The sequence below is a fragment of the Deinococcus depolymerans genome (genome assembly GCF_039522025.1).
Taxonomy (GTDB): Bacteria; Deinococcota; Deinococci; order Deinococcales; family Deinococcaceae; genus Deinococcus; species Deinococcus depolymerans.
Window position 1 is genome coordinate 211,646 of sequence record NZ_BAAADB010000004.1, and the last position, 24,768, is coordinate 236,413.

The following is a 24,768-nucleotide window of genomic DNA, read 5'->3' on the forward strand; positions in this document are numbered from 1 at the left end:
CCGACACTCCACAGCGAGGCCCCACGATGCCCATGAACCCGTCCACCCTTGCCCGCACCCTGGGCGTCCTGAGCGTGACCGCCCTGCTGGCCGCCTGCTCGCAGCAGACGCCCGCCGCCGCCACCCCCAGCCCCGCCACCCCCGCCAGCGAGATCGCCCTGAACGCCGGGCAGTCCTACGTGAAGAACGAACTGGTCGTCGGGTACGACAGCGAGGCCAGCCTGAACGCCGCCGCCGCCAGCCTGGGCGGCACGGTCGTGCGCACCATCCCGGAAATCCGCACCGCGCTGATCCGCGTCAGCGGCGACGCCCTGAAGGCCAGCGCCCTGGCCGCCAACCTGAACGGCCTGCGCTACGCCAGCGTGAACACCGTCGTGCAGCCCGAGAAGGCCCCGACCGTCCAGCCCACCAGCCTGACGCCGCAGGCCGCCAGCGCCGACCAGATCTTCGACAAACTCCCGCAGTACGCGCTTGACCCCCGCCACCTGAACGCCAAGGTCGCCTGGGACAAGGGCCTGACCGGCAAGGGCGTGCTGGTCGCGCTGATCGACGATCCGGCCGACGTGACCCACCCGGACCTCGCGCCCAACTGGGCCGGGAAGGCCTTCGACCCCCTGGAAGCGAAGGTGTACACCGACGGCGCGGCCTGGAAGGCACACTTCCAGAAACCCGAGAACGAGCACGGCACGTACGTGTCCTCCAGCATGATCGCCGCGAAGAACGGCGAGGGCATCGTGGGCCTCGCCTACGAGGCGAAGTTCATGCCGGTCGTGATGTTCGATCCCGGCGGGTACTCCAGCTTCAACATCGCGCTGGGAGCGGTGTGGGCCACGAACAACGGCGCGCGCGTCATCAACAACTCCTGGGGCGGCGGCGTGAGCTTCGGACCGGTCAAGGACGCCTTCGACTACGCCATGTCGCGCGGCACCACTGTCGTCGCCAGCATGGGCAACTCGTACCACGACGAGTTCCAGTACCCGGCGGCGCTGCCCGGCATCATCGCGTCCGGCGCGATCGACGGCAGCAACCGCAAGGTCACCTTCAGCACCAGCGGCCGTCACATCTCCAGCAGCGCCCCCGGGCAGGACACCATGCTCGCCAACCCCACCTGGCTGGGCGGCGGGTACGCCCTGATATCCGGCACCAGCTTCTCGTCGCCGTACACGGCCGCCGTGGCCGCGCTGGTCCTGCAGAAATGCCCGGCCGCCACGCCCTACCAGGTGCGCCGCGTGATGGAGATGAACGCCAACGGCGCCATCGGCAGCAACCCCACGGGCTTCGACCGTGACACCGGCTGGGGCGGCCTGGACGCCGGGAAGATCGCGCAGACCCTCACCGACTGCGCCGCGCTGCCCGAGAAGGGCGCGAACGTGCACGTGAACCTCGCGTACGTGAACGGCAACGGCACCCAGAAGGGCCTGCTGGGCGACGTGATCCTGCGCGGCCAGGGCATGCGCGCCGGCGCGACCGACGACCCCACCCCGCTGTACGTCAGCCCCACCGACGAGAACGGCGACGTGCGCTTCAGCGAGATCAAGCCCGGCACGTACGACGTGTACGTGGCTGGCCCCGACCTGAGCGCCACCGGCGGCGCCACCGAGGACCGCGGCCGGTTCACGGGCACGCTGGTCGCCACGAGCGGCAGCACGTACTTCAAACCCGACGAGGCGCGCGTGCTGCTGCCCGCCACCTTCGTCGAAACCAACCCCACCGACCCCTACGAACCCAACGACAGCGAGGCGGACGCCAAACCCATCGCCTACGGCCAGACGACGCAGCAGGCGTACATCTACGGTCAGGACATGGACTACGACTACTTCACCTTCACGGGCGCCGCCGGTGACGCCATCAAGGCCGAGATGCTGGCCGCCGCGCAGCTGGGCGGCAAACTGGACGCCTACCTGTACCTGCTCGACAGCACCGGCAAGGTCATCGCCGAGAACGACGACCGCGGCACCCCCCGCATCGACAGTGACAGCGAGATCACCTTCACGCTGCCTGCCGCCGGCAGGTACTACCTCGTGGCGACGAGCTACAGCATCACCGAGGGCGGCGTGGACAGCGACCCCTTCAACAAGTACCGCCTGAAACTCAGCAAAACCAACTGACCGCTGCCGTCAGAGGCCCCGAACAGCGGGTGCAGGCGGAGTCGACAGACGCGCCGACTGCCCCGCGACGGGACCGAAAGCCGCTGTGAGCGCGGGTACAGCAACTCCCCCCATCCGCAACGGTGGGGGGAGTTGCCGTACCCGCGCCGGAGGGACGACGGCAGGAGCGCCGGGCACCCCGCTGGTTCGTGCGCCGGGTCATACGGACTGTCGTCTGTTTCGCCCTCCACCCGGAACGTCACCGGGTTGCCAACTCCCGGCCCGACAGTCCTCTGTGCTCCCACCCTGCGGCGCAGCCCTGCGGGTCCGCCCGGGTTGAACGGGGTTGGTCGACCGTTCAACCGGAGTCCGTAGCGAACAGGGGCGGCGGGACGCGCGGCCCGTCGCCTGAACGCTAGCCTGGGCGCATGACCTTCCCCGAGTTCACGGCCGAGCAGGCGCAGGTGGTGGCCCGCGCCGTCCACGCCATTCAGGAACACGCGCCCGAGTGCGAGGCGGCGCAGGACGTGACGCCGGGGGCGGCACTGGCCCTCTCGCAGAGCGGGTACACGCGCCTGACCGTGCCCACGGACGCAGGTGGACTGGGCGCATCCCTGGGCGTGTTCGCGCGCGCGCAGGCCAGGGTGGGCCGCGCGGACGCCAGCCTCGCGCTGATCCTGGCGATGCACGGGCACGTGACGGGCGCGGCATTCCAGGGGGGCAGCCTGCCGCCGCACCTGCTGGACGCCGTGGCGGGCGCGGGCGTGCGCGGCGAGCTGCTGAACGCCCTGGCGAGCGAGCCGGAGCTGGGCAGCCCGTCGCGCGGGGGGCTGCCGCGCACGGTGGCGACCCCGGACGGCAGCGGCTTCGAGAGTGGCCTGTGGTTCGTGACGGGCCGCAAGACCTGGAGTACCGGCGCGCGGGCGCTGCGCTGGGCGCTGGTGTCGGCCGCCACGCCGGACGGCCGGGTGGGCCGCTACTGGGTGGACCTGCGCGGTGAGGGCGTGCGCGTCGAGCCGACCTGGCAGGGCGCGCTGGCCCTGCGCGGCAGCGGCAGTCACGACGTGGTGTTCGACCGGGCGCCCGCCGCGCTCCAGGCACCGCCGGCAGCGTCTCACCCGGCGAGCAGCGCGTGGTTCTGGACGGCGGTGGCCGCCACGTACCTGGGTGTGGGTGAGGCGGCGCTGGACGCCCTGCGCCGCTACGCGCACGAGCGGGTGCCGACCGCGCTGGGCGCCCCGATCGCCACGCTGCCGCGCGTGCAGGAGACAGTGGGTCGCGTCGGGGCGCAGCTGCTGGCGGCGCGGACGCTGCTGGCACACGCGACGGCCACCTGGGACGCGCAGCCGGAGGCCGGGGCGGTCCCGCTGATCGGCGCGGCGAAGGCGGTCTGCACGAACGCCGCCGTGGACGCCACGGACCTCGCCATGCGCGCGGCCGGGGGCGGCGCCCTGACGGCCGCGCTGCCGCTGGGGAAGCTGCTGCGGGACGCCCGCGCGGGCCTGACGCACCCGCCGGGCGAGGACGCCGCCTTCACCGCGTACGGCGCGGCGCTGCTGGACGCCCCCAACCGGGCGTAGGCTTCAGCGCCAGGAGATCAGGTCGGGCGGCAGGTGGTGCGTCTCGTTGAAGGAGTCGAGGCTGACGCGCCCGCCCCCGAAGGTCAGGCGGGTGACCGAGGCGTTCTTCACGCGCCAGTTCAGGGCCAGCGCGGAGGCGTCCGGGGCGTCCAGGGCGAGGGCGACGGTCAGGCCGATCACGCCGCCGCTGGTGAAGGCCAGCACGGTCGAGCCGCCGCCCAGGCGCAGCACGTCGGCCAGCGCGGCCCGGACGCGCGCCCGGAACTCCGACCAGGGTTCGACCTGGCTATCGGTGAGGGTCCCGGCCTGCCACGCAGCCGCCAGGGCCTCGAGGTATTTCTGGAAGGCGCGGTTGCGTTCCGGGCCGCCGGTCTCCGCGGCCAGTTCGTCGGCCAGCGCCGCGAAGGCCGGGTCACGCCCGGCCAGGAGGGGGGCGAGGTGGCCGACCAGTCCGTCCCCGTCGAATTCCGCGAGGCGGGCGTCGAGGGTGGGTTCGGGCCAGCCGTCCTGATGGGCGAGCTGCGCGCTGCGCCGCTGCCTGACCAGTGGGCCGTGCAGGACGTGCGTGGGCCGCACGCCTGCCGCGTGCAGGGCCGCGCCGACCGTGCGGGCCTGCTGCTCACCCAGCGGGGAGAGGCGGTCGGTGTCCGCTTCGAACGGCGTGGCCTGCCCGTGGCGGATCAGGATCAGTTCGCTCACGCGCGGGCGTCCTGCTCCCGGATGCGCCGCCACGCCTCGCGGATCAGCCACCCGGCCTGACCGGCCAGCGGGGCGAAACGCGGGTCGCTGGTCTGCCCGGCGCGGTACCGGGCGAAGATCTGGATGACGATCACGGCCAGCTTGAAGTGCCCCAGCACCTCGTACCACGGCAGCGCCCGCTCCAGCACCGCGAGGTGCGCCTGCGGGTCGCTCGTCATGTGACGAGCAGCGCGCTCCGCGTAGCGGGCGACCAGTTCGTCGCGGCCCAGGAAGCCCGGCGAGGCCGCGCCGACCTCATTGGGTGCCCCGCCGGGCATCTCGGGCATGGTCCAGTAGGTCAGGGTCAGGCCCAGGTCCACCAGGGGATCACCCACGGTGGTCATCTCCCAGTCCAGCAGCGCCGTCACGCGGCCCGGATCGGCCGGGTCCAGCATCAGGTTGTCCAGCTTGAAGTCGTTGTGCACCAGCGTGTGCGCGCTCTCGGGCGGCGTGTGCGCCTCCAGCCACGCGATCACCAGTTCGTCGCGCAGGTCCGCCTGGGAGGGCAGGTCACCCGTGTCCCGCAGCGCCTCACGTGCGCGCCGCCAGCGACCGGCCCAGCCTGCCACCTGCCGCGCGTTGAAGCCCTCGGGCTTGCCGATCTCCCGCAGGCCCGCCGCGTCGATATCCACCGCGTGCAGGTCCGCCAGGGTGTCGGCCAGCGCGCCGGACATGCGCCGCGCCGCGTCCGGAATGTCCCGGTACTCGGCCGGCAGGCGCGTGCGCACCACCGTGCCGTGACGGCGTTCCATCAGGTAGAACGGCGAACCGATTACGGCCGGGTCCTCCACGATCAGCGCCGGGCGGGGCGCGACCGGCAGCACCGGGTGAATCTTCTCCAGCAGGTGCGCCTCACGGGTCATGTCGTGCGCGCCCTTCGGGACCGGCCCCAGCGGCGCGCGGCGCAGCACGTACTCCTGCCCGCCCCGCGCCGGATCGCCCGCCCGCACGAGGTACGTGAGGTTCGAGAACCCGCCGGGGAACTGCTCGACGCTCAGGTCGTCCACGTCACCCGCCACGTGGCCGCGCATGGCTTCCCGCAGCGCGTCCAGCGGCAGTTCCTCACCCGGCCGGACCGGAGCGGTCTCTGGGCGGGTCACGCCCGTGACTCCTCCGGGTGGCCCGCCCCGGGCTGCGCCGCGAACGCCTGCCCCTCCAGCAGTTTCATGGCCTTGCCGCGCAGGTGCCGCATCTTGCTGATCCACTCCTCGTAGTTGTTCGCCTTGTTCTGAAAGGACTTCAGGGTGCTCGGGTGGGTGGTCACCAGGAAGCCGTCGGCACGCAGGACTTCCAGGGTCTTCTCGACCAGTTCATCCGTGGTGATCGCGGTCTGCTGAAGCAGCGGCGCGTTCTGGATCATCGGCGTCCACACGCCCTCCGGGCACAGCGCGGCGACCTTGATGCCCCGGTCGCCGTACGTGATCGCCAGCCACTCCGCGAACGCCAGCGCCGCGTGCTTGGTCACGGCGTACGGCGCGGAGTGCAGTTCGGTCAGCAGGCCAGCCGCCGACGCCGTGTTCAGCAGGTACCCCTCGCCGCGCTCCAGCATGTGCGGCAGCACGTGACGGGCCGCCCACACGTGACTCATCACGTTCACGCGGTGAATCAGGTCCCAGTGCTTATCACTCGTTTCCGGTCCCTCGCCGATGGCGATCCCGGCATTCGAGCACAGCAGGTCGATACGGCCCTCGTTCGCCAGCACGTCGTCGATCAGGCCCTTGACGCCCTCCTCCTGCCCGATGTCGGCCGCCAGGAACCGCGCGCCCATCTCGGCCGCCTTCTGCGCGCCGACCTCCGCGTTCCGGTCGGACGCCACGACCACCGCGCCCTCCTTCACGAACCGCTGCGCCAGCGCCAACCCGATCCCGGACGCCGCTCCCGTCACCACAATCACTTTTCCGTTGAATTCCATGGTTTCGCTCCTCAGTGTTGTTGAATCGATGTCCCAGCGACCTGCTGGTCAGTGAAGAGCAGCCGTAACGCTCGGTCACTGCCTCGACAGCCTCTTCCAGCTTCATGTCCCACGCGGTTTAACTACAGATGACGACAGGGTACCTGATCCCTGTCACTCGCCGTCACCGAGGCGTTGCAGAAGACCAGACTTCTCAGTGAACAGCCGGGTTGCCGCCTCGGTGAACGTGAGACCGACAGGTCGGACCTTCACGCCACCGATCACCGGAATCAGCTCCACGACGCGTCCCGGCTCGTACACCTCTCCCAGGCCTTCGGGCAGAAACAGCACCCGCTCGCCGGACACCGTCTTCAGACTGACCTTCATCGACCTTCAGCCCTGACGGGCGGCGTGGCGTTTCATCTCGACTTTCGCGACGGTTTCGGTGTGCACGATGTCCGGGCCGTCCGCGAGGCGCAGGGTGCGGGCCTGGGCGTACATCATGGCCAGCGGCGTGTCCTGGCTGACGCCCGCGCCGCCGTACACCTGGATGGCCCGGTCGATGACGCGCAGCGCGACGTTCGGTGCGACGACCTTGATGGCCGCGATCTGCCCGCGCGCCTCCTTGTTCCCGACGGTGTCCATCATGTGCGCGGCGTTCATGGTGAGCAATCTCGCCTGGTCGATCTCCATGCGGGAGTGCGCGATGGCCTCGCGGACGTGCTGGTGGCCGCTCAGGGGTTTGCCGAAGGCGGTGCGCTGCCCGGCGCGTTCGATCATGAGTTCCAGGGCGCGTTCGGCCTGCCCGATCAGGCGCATGCAGTGGTGGATGCGGCCCGGCCCGAGGCGGCCCTGCGCGATCTCGAAGCCGCGGCCCTCGCCGAGCAGCATGTTCGCAGCGGGCACCCGCACGTCCCGGAAGGTCATCTGCGCGTGGCCGTGCGGGGCGTCGTCGTAGCCGAAGACGGTCAGCATGCGTTCCCTGGTGACGCCCGGCGCGTCCAGCGGCACGAGGATCATGCTCTGCTGCAGATGCTTGGCGGCCGTGGGGTCGGTCTTGCCCATGAAGATACTGATCTTGCAGCGCGGATCGCCGGCGCCGCTCGTCCACCACTTGTCGCCGTTGATGACGTACTCTTCGCCGTCACGGACGATGCTGGACTGGATGTTCGTGGCGTCGCTGCTGGCCACGTCCGGTTCGGTCATGGAGAACGCGCTGCGGATCTCGCCGTTCAGCAGCGGGATCAGCCACTGCTCCTGCTGTTCGGGCGTGCCGTAGCGGGCCAGGACTTCCATGTTGCCGGTGTCGGGCGCCGAGCAGTTGAACACCTCGGGCGCCCACCAGACGCGGCCCATGATCTCGCACAGGCCCGCGTACTCCAGGTTGTTCAGGCCCGCGCCGTACTTCCCGTCACGGCTGCTGGCGGGCGGCAGGAACAGGTTCCACAGGCCCGCCTCCTGCGCTTTCGGTTTGAGCTGGTCGATCAGCGGCAGGTGCTCCCAGCGGTTCCCGGTGTCGATCTGCCGGTGCACCTCAGCGTCGTTCGGGTAGATGTGTTCCTCCATGAACGCGGTCAGGCGTTCGCGCAGGTCGCGGGCGCGGGGGGTCACGTCGAATACGGTCATAGGGGTTCCTCCTCGGGAGTCAGGGGGCGGAAGCTGGCGCCGCCGCCCTCAATGCTGATCAGAAAGGTGCGGTACCCGGTGTTCCCGTCGCCGCGCAGCACGAGGTTCAGGGCCAGCAGGCTCTCCTGGATCGCCCCGGCCTGTTCCAGCAGCGCGGGGTCGTCGTCCTGCGCGATCAGGTGCGCGTAGCGGGCGTCCTCGTCGAACAGCACCCGGTACGGCTCGAAGGCGGGCGTGGGATTGAAGCTGGCGTCCACGGCGAACGGTCCGGCCCCGGTGACGGTCAGGGTGCCCAGGACCTCTGCGCCCCGCTCCAGGGTGTAGACGGCGCCGGGGTTCACGGCACGTCCGCGCGGGCGATGGTGCCCAGCGCCGTGGCGACCAGTTTCTCCTGCCCGCCCTGCGCGGCGTAGAGGTCGCAGCGGGTCACGGCCTGCCGTTTCCCGGCGCTCAGGACGCTGCCGCGGCCGATCAGGGTGTCGCCCTGCGCGGGCCGCAGGAAGTTGATCTTGAACTCGCTCGTCAGGACGCTCGGTCCCAGCGCGGCGGCCCCCATGAACGTCAGCGTGATGTCCGCCAGGGTCGCCTGGAGGCCGCCGTGCGCGAACCCGTGATGCTGGGTCAGGTCGGGGCGCAGCGCGAGGCTCACCTCGACCCCTTCGGGCGTGAAGCGGGTCGCGCGGGCCCCGACCAGGGTGCTGAACGGCTGGGCGTCCAGCACACCCTGCGCCATGGCGAGCATGTCGGCGGGGGCGGTCACAGGTAGACCCGGAAGACGCTCTCGGCGGTGCAGGCGGGTTTGTCGGCGCCTTCGATCTCGATGGTGTTCGCGACCGTGATCTGCACGAAGCCGGTGCCGGGTTCGGCGGACTGGAGGACGGCGCGGTTGCGCAGGCGTGCCCCGGCGCGGACGGGGGCGATGAAGCGCACGCGGTTCAGGCCGTAGTTGACGACCATCCGCGCGCCTTCGATGTGGGGGGCGCCGCCGTGGGTCATGAATTCCCCGGCCAGCAGTGAGAGGGTCAGGAAGCCGTGCGCGATGGTGCCGCCGAACGGTCCCTGCGCGGCCCGTTCGGGGTCGACGTGGATGAACTGGTGGTCGCCCGTGGCGTGCGCGAAGGCGTCGATGCGGGTCTGGTCGACGGTGATCCAGTCGGACAGCGCGACTTCCTGCCCGACGTGCGCGGCCAGCTCGTCCGGCCGGAGTCCGGCAGGCGCGGTCATACGACGCCGGCGCCGCCGTCCACGGCGATGTTCTGGCCGGTCATGTAGGCGCTGGCGTCGCTGGAGAGCAGCAGCGCGAGGCCCTTGAGGTCCTCCTGACTGCCGAGGCGGTGCATGGGCGTGGCTTCCAGGATGTTCTGCTCGCCGTACGCCAGGGTGCCCTTGGTCATCTTGGTGGGGAAGTAGCCGGGGCAGATGCTGTTCACGGTGACGCCGTGAGCGGCCATCTCGGCGGCCAGGGCGCGGGTGAAGTTCACGACGGCGCCCTTGCTGGTGTTGTACGCGACGGTGGGCGCCATGCGGGGGTCGTTGCCCTGGAGGCCGGCGACGGACGCGACGTTCACGATGCGGCCCTTCCCGGCGGGCAGCATGCAGCGTTTCAGGACGCTCTGGGTGATCAGGAACAGGCCGTTCACGTTGACGTTCATGACCTTCATCCACGCTTCGAGCGGGTGGTCGACGGTGGGTGATCCCCAGGTGGCGCCGGCGTTGTTCACGAGGATGTCGATCGGGCCGACCTCGGCGTGGATGCGTTCCACGAGGGGGTCGATGGTGTCGAACGCGCCGAGGTCGTTGGCGTACACGTGCGCGGTGATGCCCAGGCCCTGCAGGTGGGCTTTTGCCTCGTCGAGTTCGTGCTGTTTGCGAGCGGTCAGGACGACGGTGGCGCCGTACTCGCCGAGGGCCTCGGCGATCTGCAGGCCGAGGCCGCGGCTGCCTCCGGTGATCAGGGCGGTCTTGCCGGTCAGGTTGAACAGGTCTTTCAGGGCCATGGGGTCCTCCGGTTGGGAATGAATGGGGTTGCCCGGTCAGCATAGTCGAAAATTTACGTGCGCGTCAATTTTGAACGCGCGGGGATATTTTCTGCTGCCCGGCGGGGCGGGAGGGACCGGCGGGGGGCTGGCCAGATTGACTTTGCTCCTTACCTACCGTACGGTAAGGAGCGTACTTACCGACCGGTAAGTCAAGCCATCAAGTAAGGGAGATGCTATGTACCTGGCCCTGCGCGAACTCCGCCACCACCGCCTCCGCTCGCTGCTGATCGGCGGCATCGTCACCCTGATCGCCTTCATGGTGTTCATGCTCATCGGCCTCACCCGCGGCCTCGCCCACGACAACGCCGCGCTCCTGATCGAGACGCCCGCCACGCACTTCGTGACCACCCGCGACGCCGGGGGCGTCTTCACGCGCTCCTTCCTGACGCCCGACACCGTCACGCGCCTTCAGGCCGTCGCGGGACCCGATGCCACGCCCCTCGCGCAGAGCTTCGCCACCCTCAGCCGCGGCGACCGGCAACTCAGCGGCGTCCTGATGGGCGTACAACCCGGCAGCTTCATGAATCCCGCCGCCCAGCAGGGCCAACCCCTGAGCGCCGGCAGCACCGGAGCGGTCGTCGACGAATCCCTGCGGGAAGACGGCGTGACCCTCGGGGACACCCTCACCCTCAGACCCGGCGGCGAGACCCTGAAGGTCATCGGCTTCACGCGCGCCGCCCGCCTCAACCACCAGCCGGTCGTGTTCGTCACCCTGCAGCACTGGCAGACCCTGAACCCCCGCCTGCACCGCACCGTGAACACCGTCGCCCTGAACACGGAAGGTGCTGCGGCGCGCGCCGCGCAGCTGGCCGGCGTGACCGTCCACACGCGCGCCGCCGCCCTTCAGGAACTGCCCGGCTACCGCGAGGAGCAGGGCAGCCTGATCATGATTCAGGTGTTCCTGATCGTCGTGGCCGCGTTCGTGCTGGCCGTGTTCTTCTACGTCCTGACCCTCCAGAAGACGCCACAGTTCGGGCTGCTCAAGGCGATCGGGGCCAGCACCCGCACCCTGGCCGGCAGTCTCGTGGCGCAGATGATGGTCCTGAGCATCCTGGCCGTCACGGTGGCCGCGCTGGTCACGCTGGGCGCCGCCGCCCTGCTCCCGGCCGGTCTGCCGTTCACCCTGACGGTCCCCACCGTGCTGGGCGCGGCGGCGCTGCTGGTCGCGGTCGCGGCGTTCAGCAGCCTGCTCAGCCTCGGCAGCATCGCCCGCGTCGATCCGCTGATCGCCATCGGCGCCTCCACCTGACCGCCCGCGTGACCCGCCCCAGCCCCCCCTCCCCCACCAGACCGCCCAGGAGTCCCGCATGACCATCCCCCTGCCCACCCAGCCCATGCACACCCAGCCCACGCCCGCCCCGCCGCACAGCTCACTGTCCACCCCGCCCACGCTGTCGCTGCGCGCGGTCAGCAGAATCTACGGGGACGGCGACGGCACCGTCACGGCCCTGCACCCCACCACGCTCGACGTGCGCCCCGGCGAACTCGTCGCGGTCAGCGGCCCCAGCGGCAGCGGCAAGAGCACCTTCCTGGCGCTGGCCGGCGCGCTCCTGCGGCCCACCACCGGTCAGGTCCTGATCGCCGGTCAGGACGTCACGGCGCTCCCGGCCGCCGCGCGGCCCGCCTTCCGCCTGAAGCACCTGGGATTCGTGCTTCAGAGCAGCAACCTGATCCCGTACCTGACCGTGCGCGAACAGCTGACGCTGGTCACCCACCTCGCCGGTCAGGACGCCGCCGGCCGCACCCGCGCGGACGCCCTGCTGCGCACCCTGGGCCTGGGCGACCGGGCCGGGCACTACCCGGCAGCCCTCAGCGGCGGGCAGCGGCAGCGGGTGGCCGTCGCGCGCGCCCTGATGAACGACCCGCAGCTGATCCTGGCGGACGAGCCCACCGCCAGCCTGGACGGCCCGCGCGGCCGTGAAGTGGTGCAGATGCTCGCGCAGCAGGTCCGGGAGCGCGGCCGGGCCGCCGTGATGGTCACGCACGACGACCGCGTGCTGGACCTGTGCGACCGCGTGGTGCACATCGTGGACGGCCGCCTGAACTGAGGCCGGATCCCGTGATACGGACTCCGATTGAACGGGCTGCAAAGCCCGCTGGGTCCGAGCGAAGCGAGTGGGAGCTTGGCGGGTTCCGGACGTGGAGTCGGCAATCCGGTGAAGTTCCGGATTGTAGGCGAAACAAACGGAATGCGTATAACACAATCCTCACCTGACCGCCCGTGAAGCTGTGCAGCACACCCCCCCCGTTGCCGAGCGCCCTTCTGCACGCCCGGGCAATGACGGTCAGCAACACGCCGCGGGACCTCCAGCGGCACGATTTTTTCCTGTGCAGCACGCCAGAAATCCGGAACGTCACACCAGAATCCGGCTGACCCGCTCTTCATCTTCTCGGCCGTGACAGGGGTGAGACGGCCCCCGCCGCACACTGGGCCTCAGTTGCATCGCCCCCACGGACTGTCGGACGGGCAGGTGCATCAGGAGGCCCCTCATGAAACAGTTCCTGACCACTGCCCTGCTGCTCTCCGGTTCCGCCCTCGCCGTCTCCACCACCGGCACCCTCACCATCACGACCACCGTGAACGCCTCGTGCACCCTGGCCAGCGCCACGCTGAACCTCGGCAACTACAACTTCGTTTCCGGCAGCACCGGCACCGCCAACCTGGCCGTCACCTGCAACGTACCCACCCTGTTCACGGTGAGCACCAACAACGGCCAGAACTACAGCGGCGGCCTGCGGATGAAACACAGCACCCTCGACAAGTACCTGAACTACACCATGGTGACCACGCCCGTCGGGTTCTCGACCGGCGCGACGCCCCTGACCGGCGGGGACTTCACGACGAACGTCGCGGTTGCCATCACCGCCACCGGCGCCCAGGTGACCAGCGCCGGCACCTACTCCGACGTGGTGACCCTGACTCTGGAATACTGAGGGGCATGATCCGGTTCCGTTCAGAAGGCAGCGCCTCCCGGTCCAGCACCGGGCGGCGCTTTCTGCAGGCCACCCTGCTGGGCCTGCTGACACTTGGCCCGGCCGTCTCCGCGCAGGGCGCGGGATCGTTCTCGCTGAGCGTCAGTCCGACCACCCTGAACTTGGCGCCGGGCGCCCGGACGGTCAGCGTGACCGTCTCGAACTCCGGCACGCAGCCCGTCACGTTCAGCGCCCAGCTGATGGGCTGGACACAGTCCGGCACGGACGCCCTGACCCCCACGCCGGACATGATCGTCGCGCCCGCCCAGCTGACCCTCCCCGCCGGCGGGCGACAGGTGCTGCGCCTGGCGCGGCTGGGCACCCCACCCACCACCCAGCGGGCCTACCGGCTGCTGCTCACCCAGCAGCCGACCGCCGGCGCGACCGGCGTTCAGACGCTGCTGCGCCTGAGTGTGCCGCTGTTCGACGGTCCGCGCGGCGAGGCCCAGGTGAAGGCCGGGCAGCTGGGCCGCGTCCTGACCCTGCGCAACGTCGGCAGCGGCCACGCGAAACTCGGGGCGCTCGAGGCGCAACTCGCCGGCCGCTGGGTCCCGCTGGGCCTGACATACGTGCTGCCCGGCACGCAACGCTCCCTGACCCTGCCGGCCGAGGGCGCCGTGACCGGCCTGCGGTACACCGACGAGGACGGCCGCCTCCAGTCGCTGCCGATCGACCCGGTCCGTCCGTGACCTGGCGGGCCTGCCCCCTGGCCCACCTGCTGCTCACGCTGTTGCTGCTCGCGGCCCCGCCGGTCACGTGGGCCGCAGCCGCCCCGGCCACCCCGCTTCCCGCGGCGCTCGCCTGCGTGACCGTCCCGGCCAGCGAGCAACTACCGGTGGAACTGACCGACGGCCGCACCGTGCTGGGCGAGACGCTCGCCGCGCAGCTCGGCGAGCAGCTGCTGATCCTGGCGGCCGACGCGCCCCTGATCGGGCTGGACAGCAGCTGCGGCCCGCTCCTGTTCACGCCGCTGACCCTGCCGGCCGAGCTGCACCTGGACACCCTGACCCTGACCGTTCAGCCCGGCGCCGCCTTCTACGGCGAGCGGAGCGCGGGGTCGGCCACGCCCGCCACGCCGAGCAGCGGCGCGGTCCTGCACGCCAGCGTGGCGGCGCAGACGACCGCGCCGGGCAGTCTGGGCGTCAGCGGCGCCCTGCATCTGGAAGCGCAGCTGCCGGGCGGAGCGGGCCTCGTCGCGGCTGTCAGTGGCGCGGCCGTCAGCGGCGCGGCGCCTGCCGCCGTCCCCACGGCCGCCGCGCCGCCCGTCTCGGGGCAGGTCGGCGCGGCCTACGCGTACCTGCGCCGCCCCGACGCGCAGGGCGGCACCTGGGAGGCCCGGGCCGGCCTGCTGCCCGGACCGGCCGGCAGCGCCCCCGGCTTCAGCGTGCAGCGCCGGGCGCCGCGCCCGCCCACCCCGGACGTGTGGATCGAGACGGCCACCCCCGCCACGTACTCAGTGCAGCTCGGCGCGGCGGTCCTGTCCGCCGGGACCGTCCCGGCCGGCCGCACACAGCTGCGGGACCTGCCGTTCCCCGCCACGGCCGGCACCGCCACGCTGACCGTCACCGACGCCACCGGCACCCGCGAGCAGCGCCTGCCCTTCGACGCGCGCGCTGACCGCCGCGCCCCGGGCGAGGTCGAGGGACGGATCGAGTACCGGCGGACCGCCCGCGACGAGTGGGCCGCGCAACTGCGCTGGACGGCCCGCGAGGTCGAGTACACCCTGGACGGCGACCTCGGCCCGCAGGACCGGCTGGGCCTGAGCGCGCAGGGCAACCTGAACGCGGCTGGCGTGCCCGTGACCCTGAGTGCCCGCCTGACCGCCCGGCGCGAGGCGGACAGCCCGCACCTGACCGCCGAGACCGGCCTGCAGGCGGACCGGCGGGGCGTTCAGTTCGGCGCGCGCACCCTGACCGACTGGACGCCCGCCGGACTGGACCGCTGGCAGGTGCAGACCAGTGTCGGCTGGCAGGGTCCCTGGGGAGCGGCGCAGGCGCAACTCAGCGGCGGGCAGGGCCGGACCGGCCCCGAGGTGAGCGCCTCGGCCCGCACCGCCCTGCCCCGCGGGTGGCTCCCGGCCGGGTGGAGCGCGCGACTGGGCGCGACCGCCACCCGCGCGGGCGGGCAGCTGACCGGGCAACTGCTGCTCACCCTCAGCCGCGCGCAGCCGGACCTGACCGTCGAGAGCGGCGCCCGCACCGACAGCGACGGCACCCGGACCCAGCTGAGCGCGCAGGGCCCGCTGTACCTGCCGGGCTGGAACGCCTCCTACCGCGCGGACATCCGCCCGGACCCGGCCCTGACGGTCAGCGCCAGCGGCCCGGTGTCACTGCGCCTGAACGGCACGCTCGGCCCGCCCGGCACGCTGGCCGTCACGCTGGGCGGTTCGCTGGCCCTGACACCCACCCCGGACCTGCTGCCGACCGGCTTCAGCGGCGTGCTGAAGGTGCAGCTCGGACAGCCGGGAGTCCCGGTCCGCGCCAACGGGGCCCGCGCCATCAGCGACAGCCGGGGCGTGGCGCACCTGCCGTTCCTGCTCGGCCAGGAGTTCCTGGTGGTCAGCATCGACACCGAAGGCCTGCCACTGGGCGTCACGGCGCTGCGCGAGGACGTGCGCGTGGCGCTGGGCAGCGCGACCGTGCAGCTCGTGGACCTCGGTGGCGAGCTGCGGCGTGAACCGTTGCGCCGCGTGCCGGTCCCGCCCGGCGCGCAGGTATGGCTGCGCGGCCAGCCGGTCACGCTGCTCGACGGCAGTTACGTGCTGTTGCCCTCCGCGCGGGACGGCGATCCGCTGGTCGTGCTCCTGCCGGGCGGCGCTCAGCTGACCTGCGTGTGGGGACCGGCGGAGGTCCTGCCGTGCCGCTGATCTCCGCCCGGCGTGCCCGGGCCTGGCCGGCCGCGCTGTTCCTGGCCGCGCTGGCGGCCCTGGGCGGTGGAGCGCAGGCGGCCGTCACCTGCCTGCTGACCGTCACGCCCCTGTCGTTCGGGACGTATGATCCCGCCTGGCCGACCCCCACGACCGGCAGCGCGTCCCTGGGCCTGTCGTGCCGGGCGTCCCAGGTCACCGATCCGCTGAGCGTTCCGTTCCGGGTCTCGCTCGGTTCCGGTCAGCAGGGCAGTTACGCCGCGCAGGCCCTGCGGGGCAACGTGTCCGGCACGCTGAACTACCAGCTGTTCACCCCGCTGGGCGCCCGCTGGGGCGACGGGAGTGCCGGGACATCCACCGTGACGGGCACCGTCCTGCTGCCGGTCACGCTGGGAACGCTGGGCAGCGCGGTCCTGACGGTCAACGGCGTGGTCCCGGCCGGACAGCGGGTTTTTGCCGGGACGTACAGCGACACCGTGACCGTCACCGTCGAGTTCTGATCCGGACAGCCGTCTGTCCCGCCCTCCAGGAACACCACCGATCTGTCAACTCCACGTCCGGAACCCGCCCAGCTCCCACTCGCTTCGCTCGGATTGAACGGTCTTGGTCAACCGTTCAACCGGAGGCCGTATCAGTCGTGCCCGACAGGTCTGACCTCGTGCGTGAGCGTGTCGGCCTGTCCGCGTTTGAACAGGGCGCCCAGCACCAGGTACGCGACCGGCGCGGAGGCCAGCAGCGCCCCGGCCAGCCCCAGGAAGGACGGGCCGGAGTCCAGGACCGTGCCCCGGACGGCCAGAACGATGATGAAGGTGGGGAGCAGCGCGACGAGCAGCACGCCGGGCAGGCCGCCGGGCACCCGGAAGGGACGCGGCATGTCCGGCGCCTTGACACGCAGGACGATCAGCGCCGCGAACTGCAGGATCAGGGACACGCCGTACAGCAGCACCGTCGTGACGGCCAGCGTCTGGAACGGCCCGACGACCAGCAGGGCGTAGATGACGGCGCTGAGGATCACGGCCCGGAAGGGCGTGCCGTACTGCGGGTGCCGCTCGATGTAGCGGGCGGGCAGGTAGCGGTCGGCGGCGAACACGAACGGCAGGCGGGAGTTCGAGAGGATCATGGCGTTGAACAGGCCCATGGCGCAGAACATGCCGCCCAGCGCCACCCAGATGCCCAGCCAGCGGCCGCCGATGGCGCTGGCGAGTTCCGGGAAGGAGACGGTGTCGCCCCACTTGGCGTAGTCCACGCCGGCGCTCAGGCCGGCCACGACCGGCAGCAGGTACCCCAGGATCACCAGCGGAACGGCGATCAGCATCGCCTTCGGAATGACCTTCAGGGGGTTCTTGATCTCCTCGAGGATGGTGCTGATACCGTCCCAGCCGAGGTAGTTGTACATGACGATGAACAGCCCCAGGCCGAAGGCGCCGGTGACGCCGGTGTCGGGCGGCGTGAGAGGCTGCCAGAAGGGCGCGGGGTTTTGCAGCCAGCGGATCAGGGCAATGACGATCATGATGATGAACGGCACGAACACCATCGCGGCGAACACCTTGCTGGAGTCCCCGACGGCCTTCGCGCCGCGAATGTTGATCCAGGCGAAGACGGCGATCAGCGCGGCGGCGACCAGCCAGCGGGCGACCGGGTACACGTCGAGCAGGTCCATCCCGAACGCGAGTTTCAGGAAGGAACTGCTGTAGTCGGTGAACAGCGCGGCGAAACTCGCGGCGACGACCATGCCGTACAGCCACGCGGTCCAGCCCTGCACGAAGCCCCAGAAGCGGCCCAGGGCGCGTTTGACCCACACGTAGTAGCCGCCCTCGACGGGCATGGCGGTGGCGAGTTCCGTGACCATCAGCACGGTCGGGATGCTCCAGATGAAGGGGGTCAGCAGGACCAGGATCAGGGCCATGCCGGGCGCGCTGGAACCCACGAGGCTCTCGATGCCGAAGGCGCCGCCGGCCACCGTGAAGTAGATGACCATGACGACGCCCCACAGACCGAGTTTCGAGGGTGCGGGCGCGGCGGGCGGTGCGGATACGGTCATGGGAACCTCGCGGGGGGAGCGTGGGAAGCAGGGCAGGGGGGCGGCCGGGTTGGAGTGTCACGCAGCGTACGGGGCGGCCGCGCCGCTGCCTTTGGACATTCCCCCCAGCAATTGCCTGTTTTCCCTGGAGGTCTTGCACCATGGCAAGCGCTAGGGTGAGGCATGAACACTTTCGACCGGGGGTCCGCGTGCGCGTGACCGAGGCCCTGAACCTGCCGTCCCTGGGCACGGCGCGCCGGGTCGGCCAGGGGGACCTGAACCGCGTGGTGGGCGTGGCGCACGTGGTGGACGTGCCGGACACCGCCCGGTGGGTGACGCCGGGAACGTTCCTGCTGTCGACCGGTCTGTCCTGGCCGCGTGACGCGCAGGAACTCGCGGCGTTCGGGGAGGGGCTCGCGGCGTGCGAGCCGGCGGCCGTGGTGCTGGCCACCCCGCATTTCTTCACGGCGTTCCCGCCGCAGGTGGCGGCGGCGCTCGCGGCGCGCGGCATTCCGGCGCTGGAACTGCCGTACGAGGTGCCGTTCGCGCAGGTGGTGCAGGAGATCCACGCGCACGTCCTTCAGGAGCAGGCGGACGTGCTGCGGCGCAGCGAGCGCATTCACCGCGCCCTGACCCGCGCGGCCCTGAGCGGGAACCTGTCGGACGTGGCGCACACCCTGGCCGAGGGGCTGGGCCGGCACGCGGTGGTCCTGGGGCGTGACGGACTGCCGCTCACGCCAGGACCGGCGCCGGACGGGGGGGCGGCGGCGGCGGCGCTGGCGCGACCCGGAAGCCATCCGCGCGAGCTGGCCGGCGGGACGCTGGTGCCGGTGGTCCTGCGCGGAGGGCGTGAGGGGGGCGTGTGGGTGTCCGGACCAGCGGGGCGCGGGGACGCCCACCCGGGTGGGAGCGTGCCCGGCGCGGCGCAGGAACTGGCGGTCCGGGCGGCCGAGCACGCCGCGACCGTGGCGGGCCTGCTGCTGCTGGCGCAGCATGACGCCGAGGTGCGGGAGGCGCGGCTGGGGTACGCCTTCGTGGACACGGTGCTGGAGGGGCGGTTCACGGACGATCCGACCGCGCAGGAACGCGCCGCGCGGCTGGGCTTCGATCCGGACGGCGAGTACGCCGTGGGCCTGCTGGTCCTGCGTGACCCCCTGCCGCTCACGGCCGAGGGCTTCGCGGGCCGCGAGCGGGCGGCGCAGGCGTTGCGGCAGGTGCTCGGGTCGCTGGGCACGGCGCCGCTGGTCAGCGTGACCCTGAACACCGTGTGGTTCCTGCTGCCGGCCCGGCTGAGTCCGGAGCGGGTGTGGGCGCGGCTGGGCTGGCCGGCCGGGCCGCAGGCGCCCGGCGGAATGGTGTACAGCCGGGTGCGGCGCGGCGCGGCCGGCGTGGCCGAGGGGCGCGCAGAGACGCTGACGCTGGCCGCGCACGCCAGGCCGGGCCAGCTGCGGTCGTATGCGGAGGTGCTGGTGCCGCGCGCCCTGAGCGGTGACCGGGCCGCGCAGGCGGACCTGACGGGTCAGCTGCTGGGTCCGCTGGCAGCCGTGCGGGGCGGGCGGGAGTTGCGGCGCACGGTCGAGGCGCTGTGCGCCACCGCGTTCTCGCAGGTGGAGACGGCCGCGCGGCTGGGCATTCACGCGAACACGCTGCGTTACCGCATGGAACGGATCGAGGCGCTGACCGGGCGACCGCTGGCGCTGCCGGAGACCCGCAGCCTGTGGTGGCTGGCGCTGCAGCTCGAGCACCTGCAGACCTGATCCGGCCTGCGGTTGTACGGACCTCCGGTTGAGCGGGTGACCAGCCCCGTTCGGTCCGGACCCCGTCCCGCAGGAACGCCCTGTTCCTGTGCGTTTCCCACAGGGACAGGGGCGGACGGCTGTGGGTTTCCTCCGGGGTCCGGGGCGGGTGGGCCCGGTACGCTGACCCCGTCTCTCCTGACCCTGCTCCTGCCGACCCCGCACTGCCCACCCCCTGCTTCCCGTTCCCGCGGCCGCGCCCGGCGCGCCGTCCCTCAAGGAGACCCCATGACCGTCACCACCCGCACCCAGGAGCTGCTGGCCCTGCGAGCATCGGAAATCCCGCGCGGGGTCAGCCTCGCGCATCCCATCGTGGCGGCCCGCGCCGAGGGCGTGCGGCTGTGGGACGTGGAGGGCCGCGAGTACCACGACTGGATCGGCGGGATCGGCGTGCTGAACGTCGGGCACAATCATCCGGCGGTCGTGGCGGCCGTGCAGGCGCAACTCGCGAACTTCTCGCACACCTGCTTTCAGGTCACGGCGTACGAACCGTACCTGCGGCTCGCGCAGGCCCTGAACGCCCGGTTCCCTGGCCGCGGCCGGGCCAAGACGGTGTTCCTGTCGACCGGCGCGGAGGCCACCGAGAACGCCGTCAAGATCGCCCGCGCGTACACGGGCCGCCCGGCGGTGATCTCGTTCACGCATTCCTTCCACGGCCGCACCCTGATGGGCATGACCCTGACCGGCAAGAAGGCGTACTACTCGCAGAACTTCGGTCCGTTCGCGCCCGACGTGTATCACGCGCCCTTTCCGTACGAGTACCGGGGCACCAGCGTCGAGGCTGCCGTGGAGGGCCTGCGCGAACTGTTCCGCACGGCCGTGGACGCCAGCCGCGTGGCCGCGATCATCCTCGAACCCGTGCTGGGCGAGGGCGGCTTCCTGCCCGCCCCGGTCGAATTCCTCAGGGCGCTGCGCGGGCTGTGCGACGAGCACGGCATCGTGTTCATCGCCGACGAGATCCAGAGCGGCGTGGGCCGCACCGGGCACTTCTGGGCCATCGAGGCGAGCGGCGTGCAGCCGGACCTGCTGACCTTCGCCAAGAGTATCGGCGGGGGCCTGCCCATCAGCGGCGTCACGGGCCGCGCGGAGATCATGGACGCCCCGCAGACCGGCGGGCTCGGCGGCACGTACGCCGGCAATCCCCTGGCGTGCGCGGCGGGCCTCGCGGTACTGGGCCTGTTCGAGGACGGCACGCTGCTCGACCACGCCCGGCACGTCGGGGGACGCCTGCACGACGCCTTCACAGCCCTGCAGGCCGAAATCGGCGGCGTCGGCGACGTGCGCGGCCAGGGCCCCATGATCGCCCTGGAATTCGTGAAAGACCGCGTCAGCCGCGAACCCGACCCCGACCTGGCCACCCGCGTCGTCGAGGAAGCCCGGTCGCGCGGTCTGCTGCTCCTGAAGGCCGGCATGTACGCCAACGTCATCCGCGTCCTCGTGCCCGTCACCGTCACCGACGACGAACTGGGCGAGGGCCTGGAGAAATTCACGGGCGCGGTGCGGGCCGCGGCCGGCAGCTGAGGCGCGCGAGACCCTGCACCTCCCCGCCCTGTCCCTTCCCCCTCACCCCAGTCAAGGAGTTCCCCATGCCGTACATCAAGCTGAACACGCCCATTCCCGGCCCGCAGTCCGTCGCCCTCCAGCAACGCCGCGCCGACGCCGTGTCGAGGGGACTCGGGCAGGCGAACGCCGTGGCGGTGGCGTCCGCGCAGGGCTCGCTGGTCAAGGACGTGGACGGCAACACCTTCATCGACCTGGCCTGCGGGATCGGCATGATGGCGGTCGGGCACAACCACCCGCGGGTGGTGCAGGCGCTGCATAACCAGGTGGCGCAGGCGGTCCACCCGGGGGCGCTGGTCGTGAACTTCGAGGGCTACCCGGCGCTGGCCGAACGCCTGAACGCGCTGACGCCGGGCGACTTCCCGAAGAAGACGCTGCTGGCGAACGGCGGGGCGGAGGCCGTGGAGAACGCCGTGAAGATCGCCCGCGCCTACACGGGCCGCGCCGGGATCATCGTGTTCGAGGGCGCGTACCACGGGCGCACGAACCTGACGATGTCCATGACCAGCAAGTACGGGCTGTTCAAGAAGGGCTTCGGGCCGTTCGCGAGCGAGGTGTACCGCCTGCCCTTCCCGAACCCGTACCGCCCGCCGGCCGGCATGGACGCGGAAGGCTGGACCGACTGGTGCTGCTGGAACCTGGAGAACGCCCTGGTCGCGCAGATCGACGGCTCGGCCCTGGCCTGCATCGTGATCGAGCCGGTGATGGGCGAGGGTGGGTTCATTCCCACGCCCGCGCGGTTCCTGCGGAAGATCCGCGAGATCTGCGACCGGACGGGCGCCGTCATGATCGCCGACGAGATCCAGAGCGGCAGCGGCCGCACCGGGAAGATGTACGCCATCGAGCACTCGGGCGTGATCCCGGACCTGGTCATCACCGCCAAGAGCCTGGGGGCGGGCGTGCCCGTGAGTGCCGTCACGGGCCGCGCGGAGATCATGGACGCCCCGCACCTGGGCGGGATCGGCAGCACGTACGGCGGCAGCCCGCTGGCCTGCGCGGCGGCGCTGGCGGTGCTGGACGTGCTGCACGAGCCCGGCTTCATGGACAACGCCAGGACCGTGGAGCGCGTGGTACGCGAGGTCTGGGAGCCGCTGCGCGGCGAGCTGCCCATCGGGGACATCCGCGGGATCGGCGCGATGATGGTCGTGGAATTCGTGAAGGACGCCGGGACGAAGGAACCGTGGATGGAGGTCATCGCGAACGCGGTGCCGCTGGCCGTGAAGCGGGGCGTGCTGCTGATCCGCGCGGGGCTGTACTCCAACTGCATCCGCTTCCTGCCGGCGCTGGACATCCCGGAGGACATGCTGCGCGAGGCGCTGAGCGCCGTGGCGGACGCCGTGCGCGAGGCGTACGCGGCGCTGCGCGAACCGGAGGCCGTGACCGCGTGATCGGCCAGACCCGTCCGGCAGGCCGGAGCTTCCGGGACCGCGCGGTGCTGGCCGCCCGCGCGGACGGCCGCTACGTGGTCGTGCAGGCCCGCGCGGACGACACCCCGGCGCTGGAGGCCGTGCAGCGCGCCTGCTTCCCGGACCTCTCGGAGGACGAGATCGCCACGGAGGCGCACTTCCGGTCGCATCAGGCGCACTTCCCGGAGGGGCAGCTGGCGGTGCTGGACGTCGAGACAGGCGAACTCGTGGCCTCCAGCAGCGACCTGCGCATGAACGTGGATTTCGCGCACTACGCGCACCCGTACCTGCAGGAAACCGGGAACAACCTGTTCACCACGCACGACCCGCACGGCGAGTGGCTGTACGGCGCGGACATCGGCGTGCACCCCGGCTGCCGGGGGCAGGGCCTCGCCACGCTGCTGTACGGCGCGCGGCATGACCTGATCCGCCGGCTGAACCTGCGCGGGCACGTCGCCGGGGCCATGCCCAAGGGCTACGGGCGGGTCGCGGCTGACCTGAGCATCGAGCAGTACGTGATGGCAGTCATCCGCGGCGAACTCGCGGACCCGGTGCTGAGCGTGCAGCTCAGACGCGGGTACGGCGTGTGGGGCGTCATCCCGGACTACCTGGAAGACGACTCGTGCCGGAACTACGGGGTGTTCATCGTGTGGCGCAACCGGGAGTACCGTCCATGAGCACGCTGTATCACGGCGGCCCGATCCACCCCTGGGCGGACGCCCGGCGGGTGGAGGCCCTGCTGGTGCGGGACGGACGCGTGCTGCAGAGCGGCTCCCTGGCCGACCTGGACGGTCCCGGCGTCCGGCGCGTCGATCTGGAGGGCGCGAGTGCCTTCCCGGGCTTCACCGACGCGCACGTCCACGTGTGGAAGGTCGGGCAGCTCCGCACGACGTTGCTGGACCTGCGGGACGCGACCTCACTGGACGACCTCGCCGCGCGGGTGGCCGAACGGCACGCGCAGCTCCCGCAGGGCGCGTGGCTGTGGGGCCGCGGGTGGAACGAGGCGCGGCTGGGCGCTCCACCCACGCGCGAACTGCTCGACCGGCTCGCGCCGGGACGGCCGACGCTGCTCACGCGCACCTGCGCGCACATCCACGCGGTCAGCACACCCGCGCTGGAACGCGCCGGCATCCACCCCGGGACGCCCGCACCGGCCGGCGGTGAGATCGACTACGCGCGCGGGATCCTCACGGAGACCGCGTACGGCCTCGTGTACGGCGCGATGCCCGCCCCCACCCAGGCGCAGTTCGAGGCGTGGATCCTGGCCGGCCTGACCCACCTGAAGGCGCTGGGCTACACGGCCGCGACGGACCCGGCGGTCGATCCACCACTGTACGACGCGTACCGGGCGCTGGACGCCGCGGGTCGCCTGCCGATCCGGGTGAACCTGCTGTTCATCCGCCGGCCGGACGGCGGGGCCGCCACCTACCCGCTGCCGGAGAGGTATCTGTCGCCGATGCTGCGCTGCGACTCGGTGAAGTTCTTCCTGGACGGCGGCCTGAGCGGCGCGACCGCGGCCGTCAGCGTGCCGTTCCGGGAGACCGGCACGCGCGGCGTGCTGCGCTTCGACACCGCCGAACTGTACGAACTGGCCCGAGAGGCGCACGTGGCGGGCCTGCGCATCGGCGCGCACGCCATCGGGGACGTGGCCCTGACGCAGCTGCTCGGCGTGTACGCGCGGCTGGCGCGCGAGCATCCCGCAGGGCCGCGGCACCGCATCGAGCACTTCGGCCTGCCGGACGCCGGGCACCTGCGCGCCGCGCGTGACCTGAACGTGATCGTGGTGCCGCAGCCGGTGTTCCTGCATGAACTGCGCGCCAACTACGACCGCTACGTGCCCGGCGAACTGGCCGGGCAGGTGTTCCCGCTGCGGGCCATGTTCGACGCGGGGCTGGACGTGGCGTTCTCGTCGGACGGGCCGGTCGTGCGGGAACTGCGGCCCCTCGCCGGGCTGGCGGCGGCGGTGGCCGAGCCGTACGTGCCGGGTCAGGCGGTCACGCTCTCCCAGGCGCTCGGGGCGTACACGCGGGGCGGCGCGGTCGCGCACGGGGACGATCAGCAGCGCGGGACACTGGACCGCGGGAAGCACGCCGACCTCACTATCATCGGAGGCGATCTCTTCAGCACCGACCCTCACGCCTGGCCGGACCTCCCGGTCCGCGGGGCCGTCGCCCCGACCGCCTGAT

General features: G+C 71.7%; 23 protein-coding genes. 13 read left to right on the top strand and 10 right to left on the bottom strand.

Annotated features, from left to right (window positions below; genetic code table 11):
* Window positions 1-32 precede the first annotated feature (32 nt).
* Window positions 33-2,108 (top strand): S8 family serine peptidase, encoded by a 2,076-nt coding sequence (locus tag ABDZ66_RS03660; RefSeq protein ID WP_343756181.1) that lies wholly within the window; start codon window positions 33-35, stop codon window positions 2,106-2,108.
* Window positions 2,109-2,515: 407 nt separating this feature from the next.
* Window positions 2,516-3,667: an acyl-CoA dehydrogenase family protein gene (locus ABDZ66_RS03665; protein WP_343756183.1), complete on the top strand. Its 1,152-nt coding sequence runs from the start codon at window positions 2,516-2,518 to the stop codon at window positions 3,665-3,667.
* A 3-nt stretch (window positions 3,668-3,670) separates the two neighbouring features.
* Here ABDZ66_RS03665 and ABDZ66_RS03670 read toward each other — a convergent pair whose 3' ends face one another.
* The 9 genes from ABDZ66_RS03670 to ABDZ66_RS03710 form a co-directional block, all read right to left on the bottom strand.
* Window positions 3,671-4,366 carry a histidine phosphatase family protein gene (locus ABDZ66_RS03670; RefSeq protein ID WP_343756185.1) on the bottom strand — a complete coding sequence of 232 codons (696 nt, stop codon included), beginning with the start codon at window positions 4,364-4,366 and terminating at the stop codon, window positions 3,671-3,673.
* The gene (locus ABDZ66_RS03675) at window positions 4,363-5,505 is read right to left on the bottom strand and encodes a phosphotransferase family protein (RefSeq protein WP_343756187.1); all 1,143 of its coding nucleotides are present in this window, start codon (window positions 5,503-5,505) and stop codon (window positions 4,363-4,365) included. Before ABDZ66_RS03675 ends, ABDZ66_RS03670 begins: the two co-directional genes overlap by 4 nt.
* Complete coding sequence (locus ABDZ66_RS03680; protein ID WP_343756189.1) at window positions 5,502-6,317, bottom strand: SDR family oxidoreductase; 816 nt, start codon at window positions 6,315-6,317, stop codon at window positions 5,502-5,504. Before ABDZ66_RS03680 ends, ABDZ66_RS03675 begins: the two co-directional genes overlap by 4 nt.
* A 153-nt stretch (window positions 6,318-6,470) precedes the next feature.
* Window positions 6,471-6,683 (bottom strand): hypothetical protein, encoded by a 213-nt coding sequence (locus ABDZ66_RS03685; protein ID WP_343756191.1) that lies wholly within the window; start codon window positions 6,681-6,683, stop codon window positions 6,471-6,473.
* A 6-nt stretch (window positions 6,684-6,689) separates the two neighbouring features.
* Window positions 6,690-7,922 carry an acyl-CoA dehydrogenase family protein gene (locus tag ABDZ66_RS03690; protein ID WP_343756193.1) on the bottom strand — a complete coding sequence of 411 codons (1,233 nt, stop codon included), beginning with the start codon at window positions 7,920-7,922 and terminating at the stop codon, window positions 6,690-6,692.
* A complete protein-coding gene (locus ABDZ66_RS03695) occupies window positions 7,919-8,263 on the bottom strand; it encodes a hypothetical protein (protein ID WP_343756195.1) in 345 nt (114 codons plus the stop codon). The genes ABDZ66_RS03690 and ABDZ66_RS03695 overlap by 4 nt, the downstream gene beginning before the upstream one ends.
* Entirely contained in the window at window positions 8,260-8,682 is a 423-nt protein-coding gene (locus ABDZ66_RS03700) for a PaaI family thioesterase (RefSeq protein WP_343756197.1), read from the bottom strand. The genes ABDZ66_RS03695 and ABDZ66_RS03700 overlap by 4 nt, the downstream gene beginning before the upstream one ends.
* Window positions 8,679-9,146, bottom strand: coding sequence for a MaoC family dehydratase (locus tag ABDZ66_RS03705; protein ID WP_343756199.1), 468 nt, complete (start codon window positions 9,144-9,146; stop codon window positions 8,679-8,681). The genes ABDZ66_RS03700 and ABDZ66_RS03705 overlap by 4 nt, the downstream gene beginning before the upstream one ends.
* On the bottom strand, window positions 9,143-9,919 hold the full coding sequence (locus ABDZ66_RS03710) for an SDR family oxidoreductase (RefSeq protein ID WP_343756201.1): 777 nt from the start codon (window positions 9,917-9,919) through the stop codon (window positions 9,143-9,145). The genes ABDZ66_RS03705 and ABDZ66_RS03710 overlap by 4 nt, the downstream gene beginning before the upstream one ends.
* A gap of 217 nt (window positions 9,920-10,136) precedes the next feature.
* On the opposite strand from ABDZ66_RS03710, the gene ABDZ66_RS03715 reads away from it, so the two are divergent.
* From ABDZ66_RS03715 to ABDZ66_RS03740, 6 genes are all read left to right on the top strand, one after another.
* A complete protein-coding gene (locus ABDZ66_RS03715; RefSeq protein WP_343756203.1) occupies window positions 10,137-11,210 on the top strand; it encodes an ABC transporter permease in 1,074 nt (357 codons plus the stop codon).
* A gap of 58 nt (window positions 11,211-11,268) precedes the next feature.
* Window positions 11,269-12,009: an ABC transporter ATP-binding protein gene (locus ABDZ66_RS03720; protein WP_343756205.1), complete on the top strand. Its 741-nt coding sequence runs from the start codon at window positions 11,269-11,271 to the stop codon at window positions 12,007-12,009.
* Between the two features lie 442 nt (window positions 12,010-12,451).
* Complete coding sequence (locus ABDZ66_RS03725) at window positions 12,452-12,895, top strand: spore coat protein U domain-containing protein (protein WP_343756207.1); 444 nt, start codon at window positions 12,452-12,454, stop codon at window positions 12,893-12,895.
* 5 nt (window positions 12,896-12,900) lie between these two features.
* Window positions 12,901-13,623, top strand: coding sequence for a fimbrial biogenesis chaperone (locus ABDZ66_RS03730; RefSeq protein ID WP_343756209.1), 723 nt, complete (start codon window positions 12,901-12,903; stop codon window positions 13,621-13,623).
* Window positions 13,620-15,800: a hypothetical protein gene (locus ABDZ66_RS03735; RefSeq protein ID WP_343756211.1), complete on the top strand. Its 2,181-nt coding sequence runs from the start codon at window positions 13,620-13,622 to the stop codon at window positions 15,798-15,800. Before ABDZ66_RS03730 ends, ABDZ66_RS03735 begins: the two co-directional genes overlap by 4 nt.
* Window positions 15,791-16,300 carry a spore coat protein U domain-containing protein gene (locus tag ABDZ66_RS03740; RefSeq protein WP_343756213.1) on the top strand — a complete coding sequence of 170 codons (510 nt, stop codon included), beginning with the start codon at window positions 15,791-15,793 and terminating at the stop codon, window positions 16,298-16,300. Before ABDZ66_RS03735 ends, ABDZ66_RS03740 begins: the two co-directional genes overlap by 10 nt.
* A gap of 131 nt (window positions 16,301-16,431) precedes the next feature.
* Here the strand turns inward: ABDZ66_RS03740 and ABDZ66_RS03745 are convergent, their stop codons facing one another.
* Entirely contained in the window at window positions 16,432-17,841 is a 1,410-nt protein-coding gene (locus ABDZ66_RS03745) for an APC family permease (RefSeq protein WP_343756215.1), read from the bottom strand.
* 188 nt (window positions 17,842-18,029) lie between these two features.
* On the opposite strand from ABDZ66_RS03745, the gene ABDZ66_RS03750 reads away from it, so the two are divergent.
* The 5 genes from ABDZ66_RS03750 (at window position 18,030) to ABDZ66_RS03770 (ending at window position 24,767) form a co-directional block, all read left to right on the top strand.
* Window positions 18,030-19,577: a PucR family transcriptional regulator gene (locus ABDZ66_RS03750; protein WP_343756217.1), complete on the top strand. Its 1,548-nt coding sequence runs from the start codon at window positions 18,030-18,032 to the stop codon at window positions 19,575-19,577.
* Between the two features lie 267 nt (window positions 19,578-19,844).
* Window positions 19,845-21,137, top strand: coding sequence for a 4-aminobutyrate--2-oxoglutarate transaminase (gene gabT, locus ABDZ66_RS03755; protein ID WP_343756220.1), 1,293 nt, complete (start codon window positions 19,845-19,847; stop codon window positions 21,135-21,137).
* A gap of 65 nt (window positions 21,138-21,202) precedes the next feature.
* Entirely contained in the window at window positions 21,203-22,564 is a 1,362-nt protein-coding gene (locus tag ABDZ66_RS03760; RefSeq protein ID WP_343756222.1) for an aspartate aminotransferase family protein, read from the top strand.
* A complete protein-coding gene (locus ABDZ66_RS03765; protein WP_343756224.1) occupies window positions 22,561-23,259 on the top strand; it encodes a nitrilase in 699 nt (232 codons plus the stop codon). The genes ABDZ66_RS03760 and ABDZ66_RS03765 overlap by 4 nt, the downstream gene beginning before the upstream one ends.
* The gene (locus tag ABDZ66_RS03770) at window positions 23,256-24,767 is read left to right on the top strand and encodes an amidohydrolase (protein ID WP_343756225.1); all 1,512 of its coding nucleotides are present in this window, start codon (window positions 23,256-23,258) and stop codon (window positions 24,765-24,767) included. The genes ABDZ66_RS03765 and ABDZ66_RS03770 overlap by 4 nt, the downstream gene beginning before the upstream one ends.
* Window position 24,768: the final 1 nt, after the last annotated feature.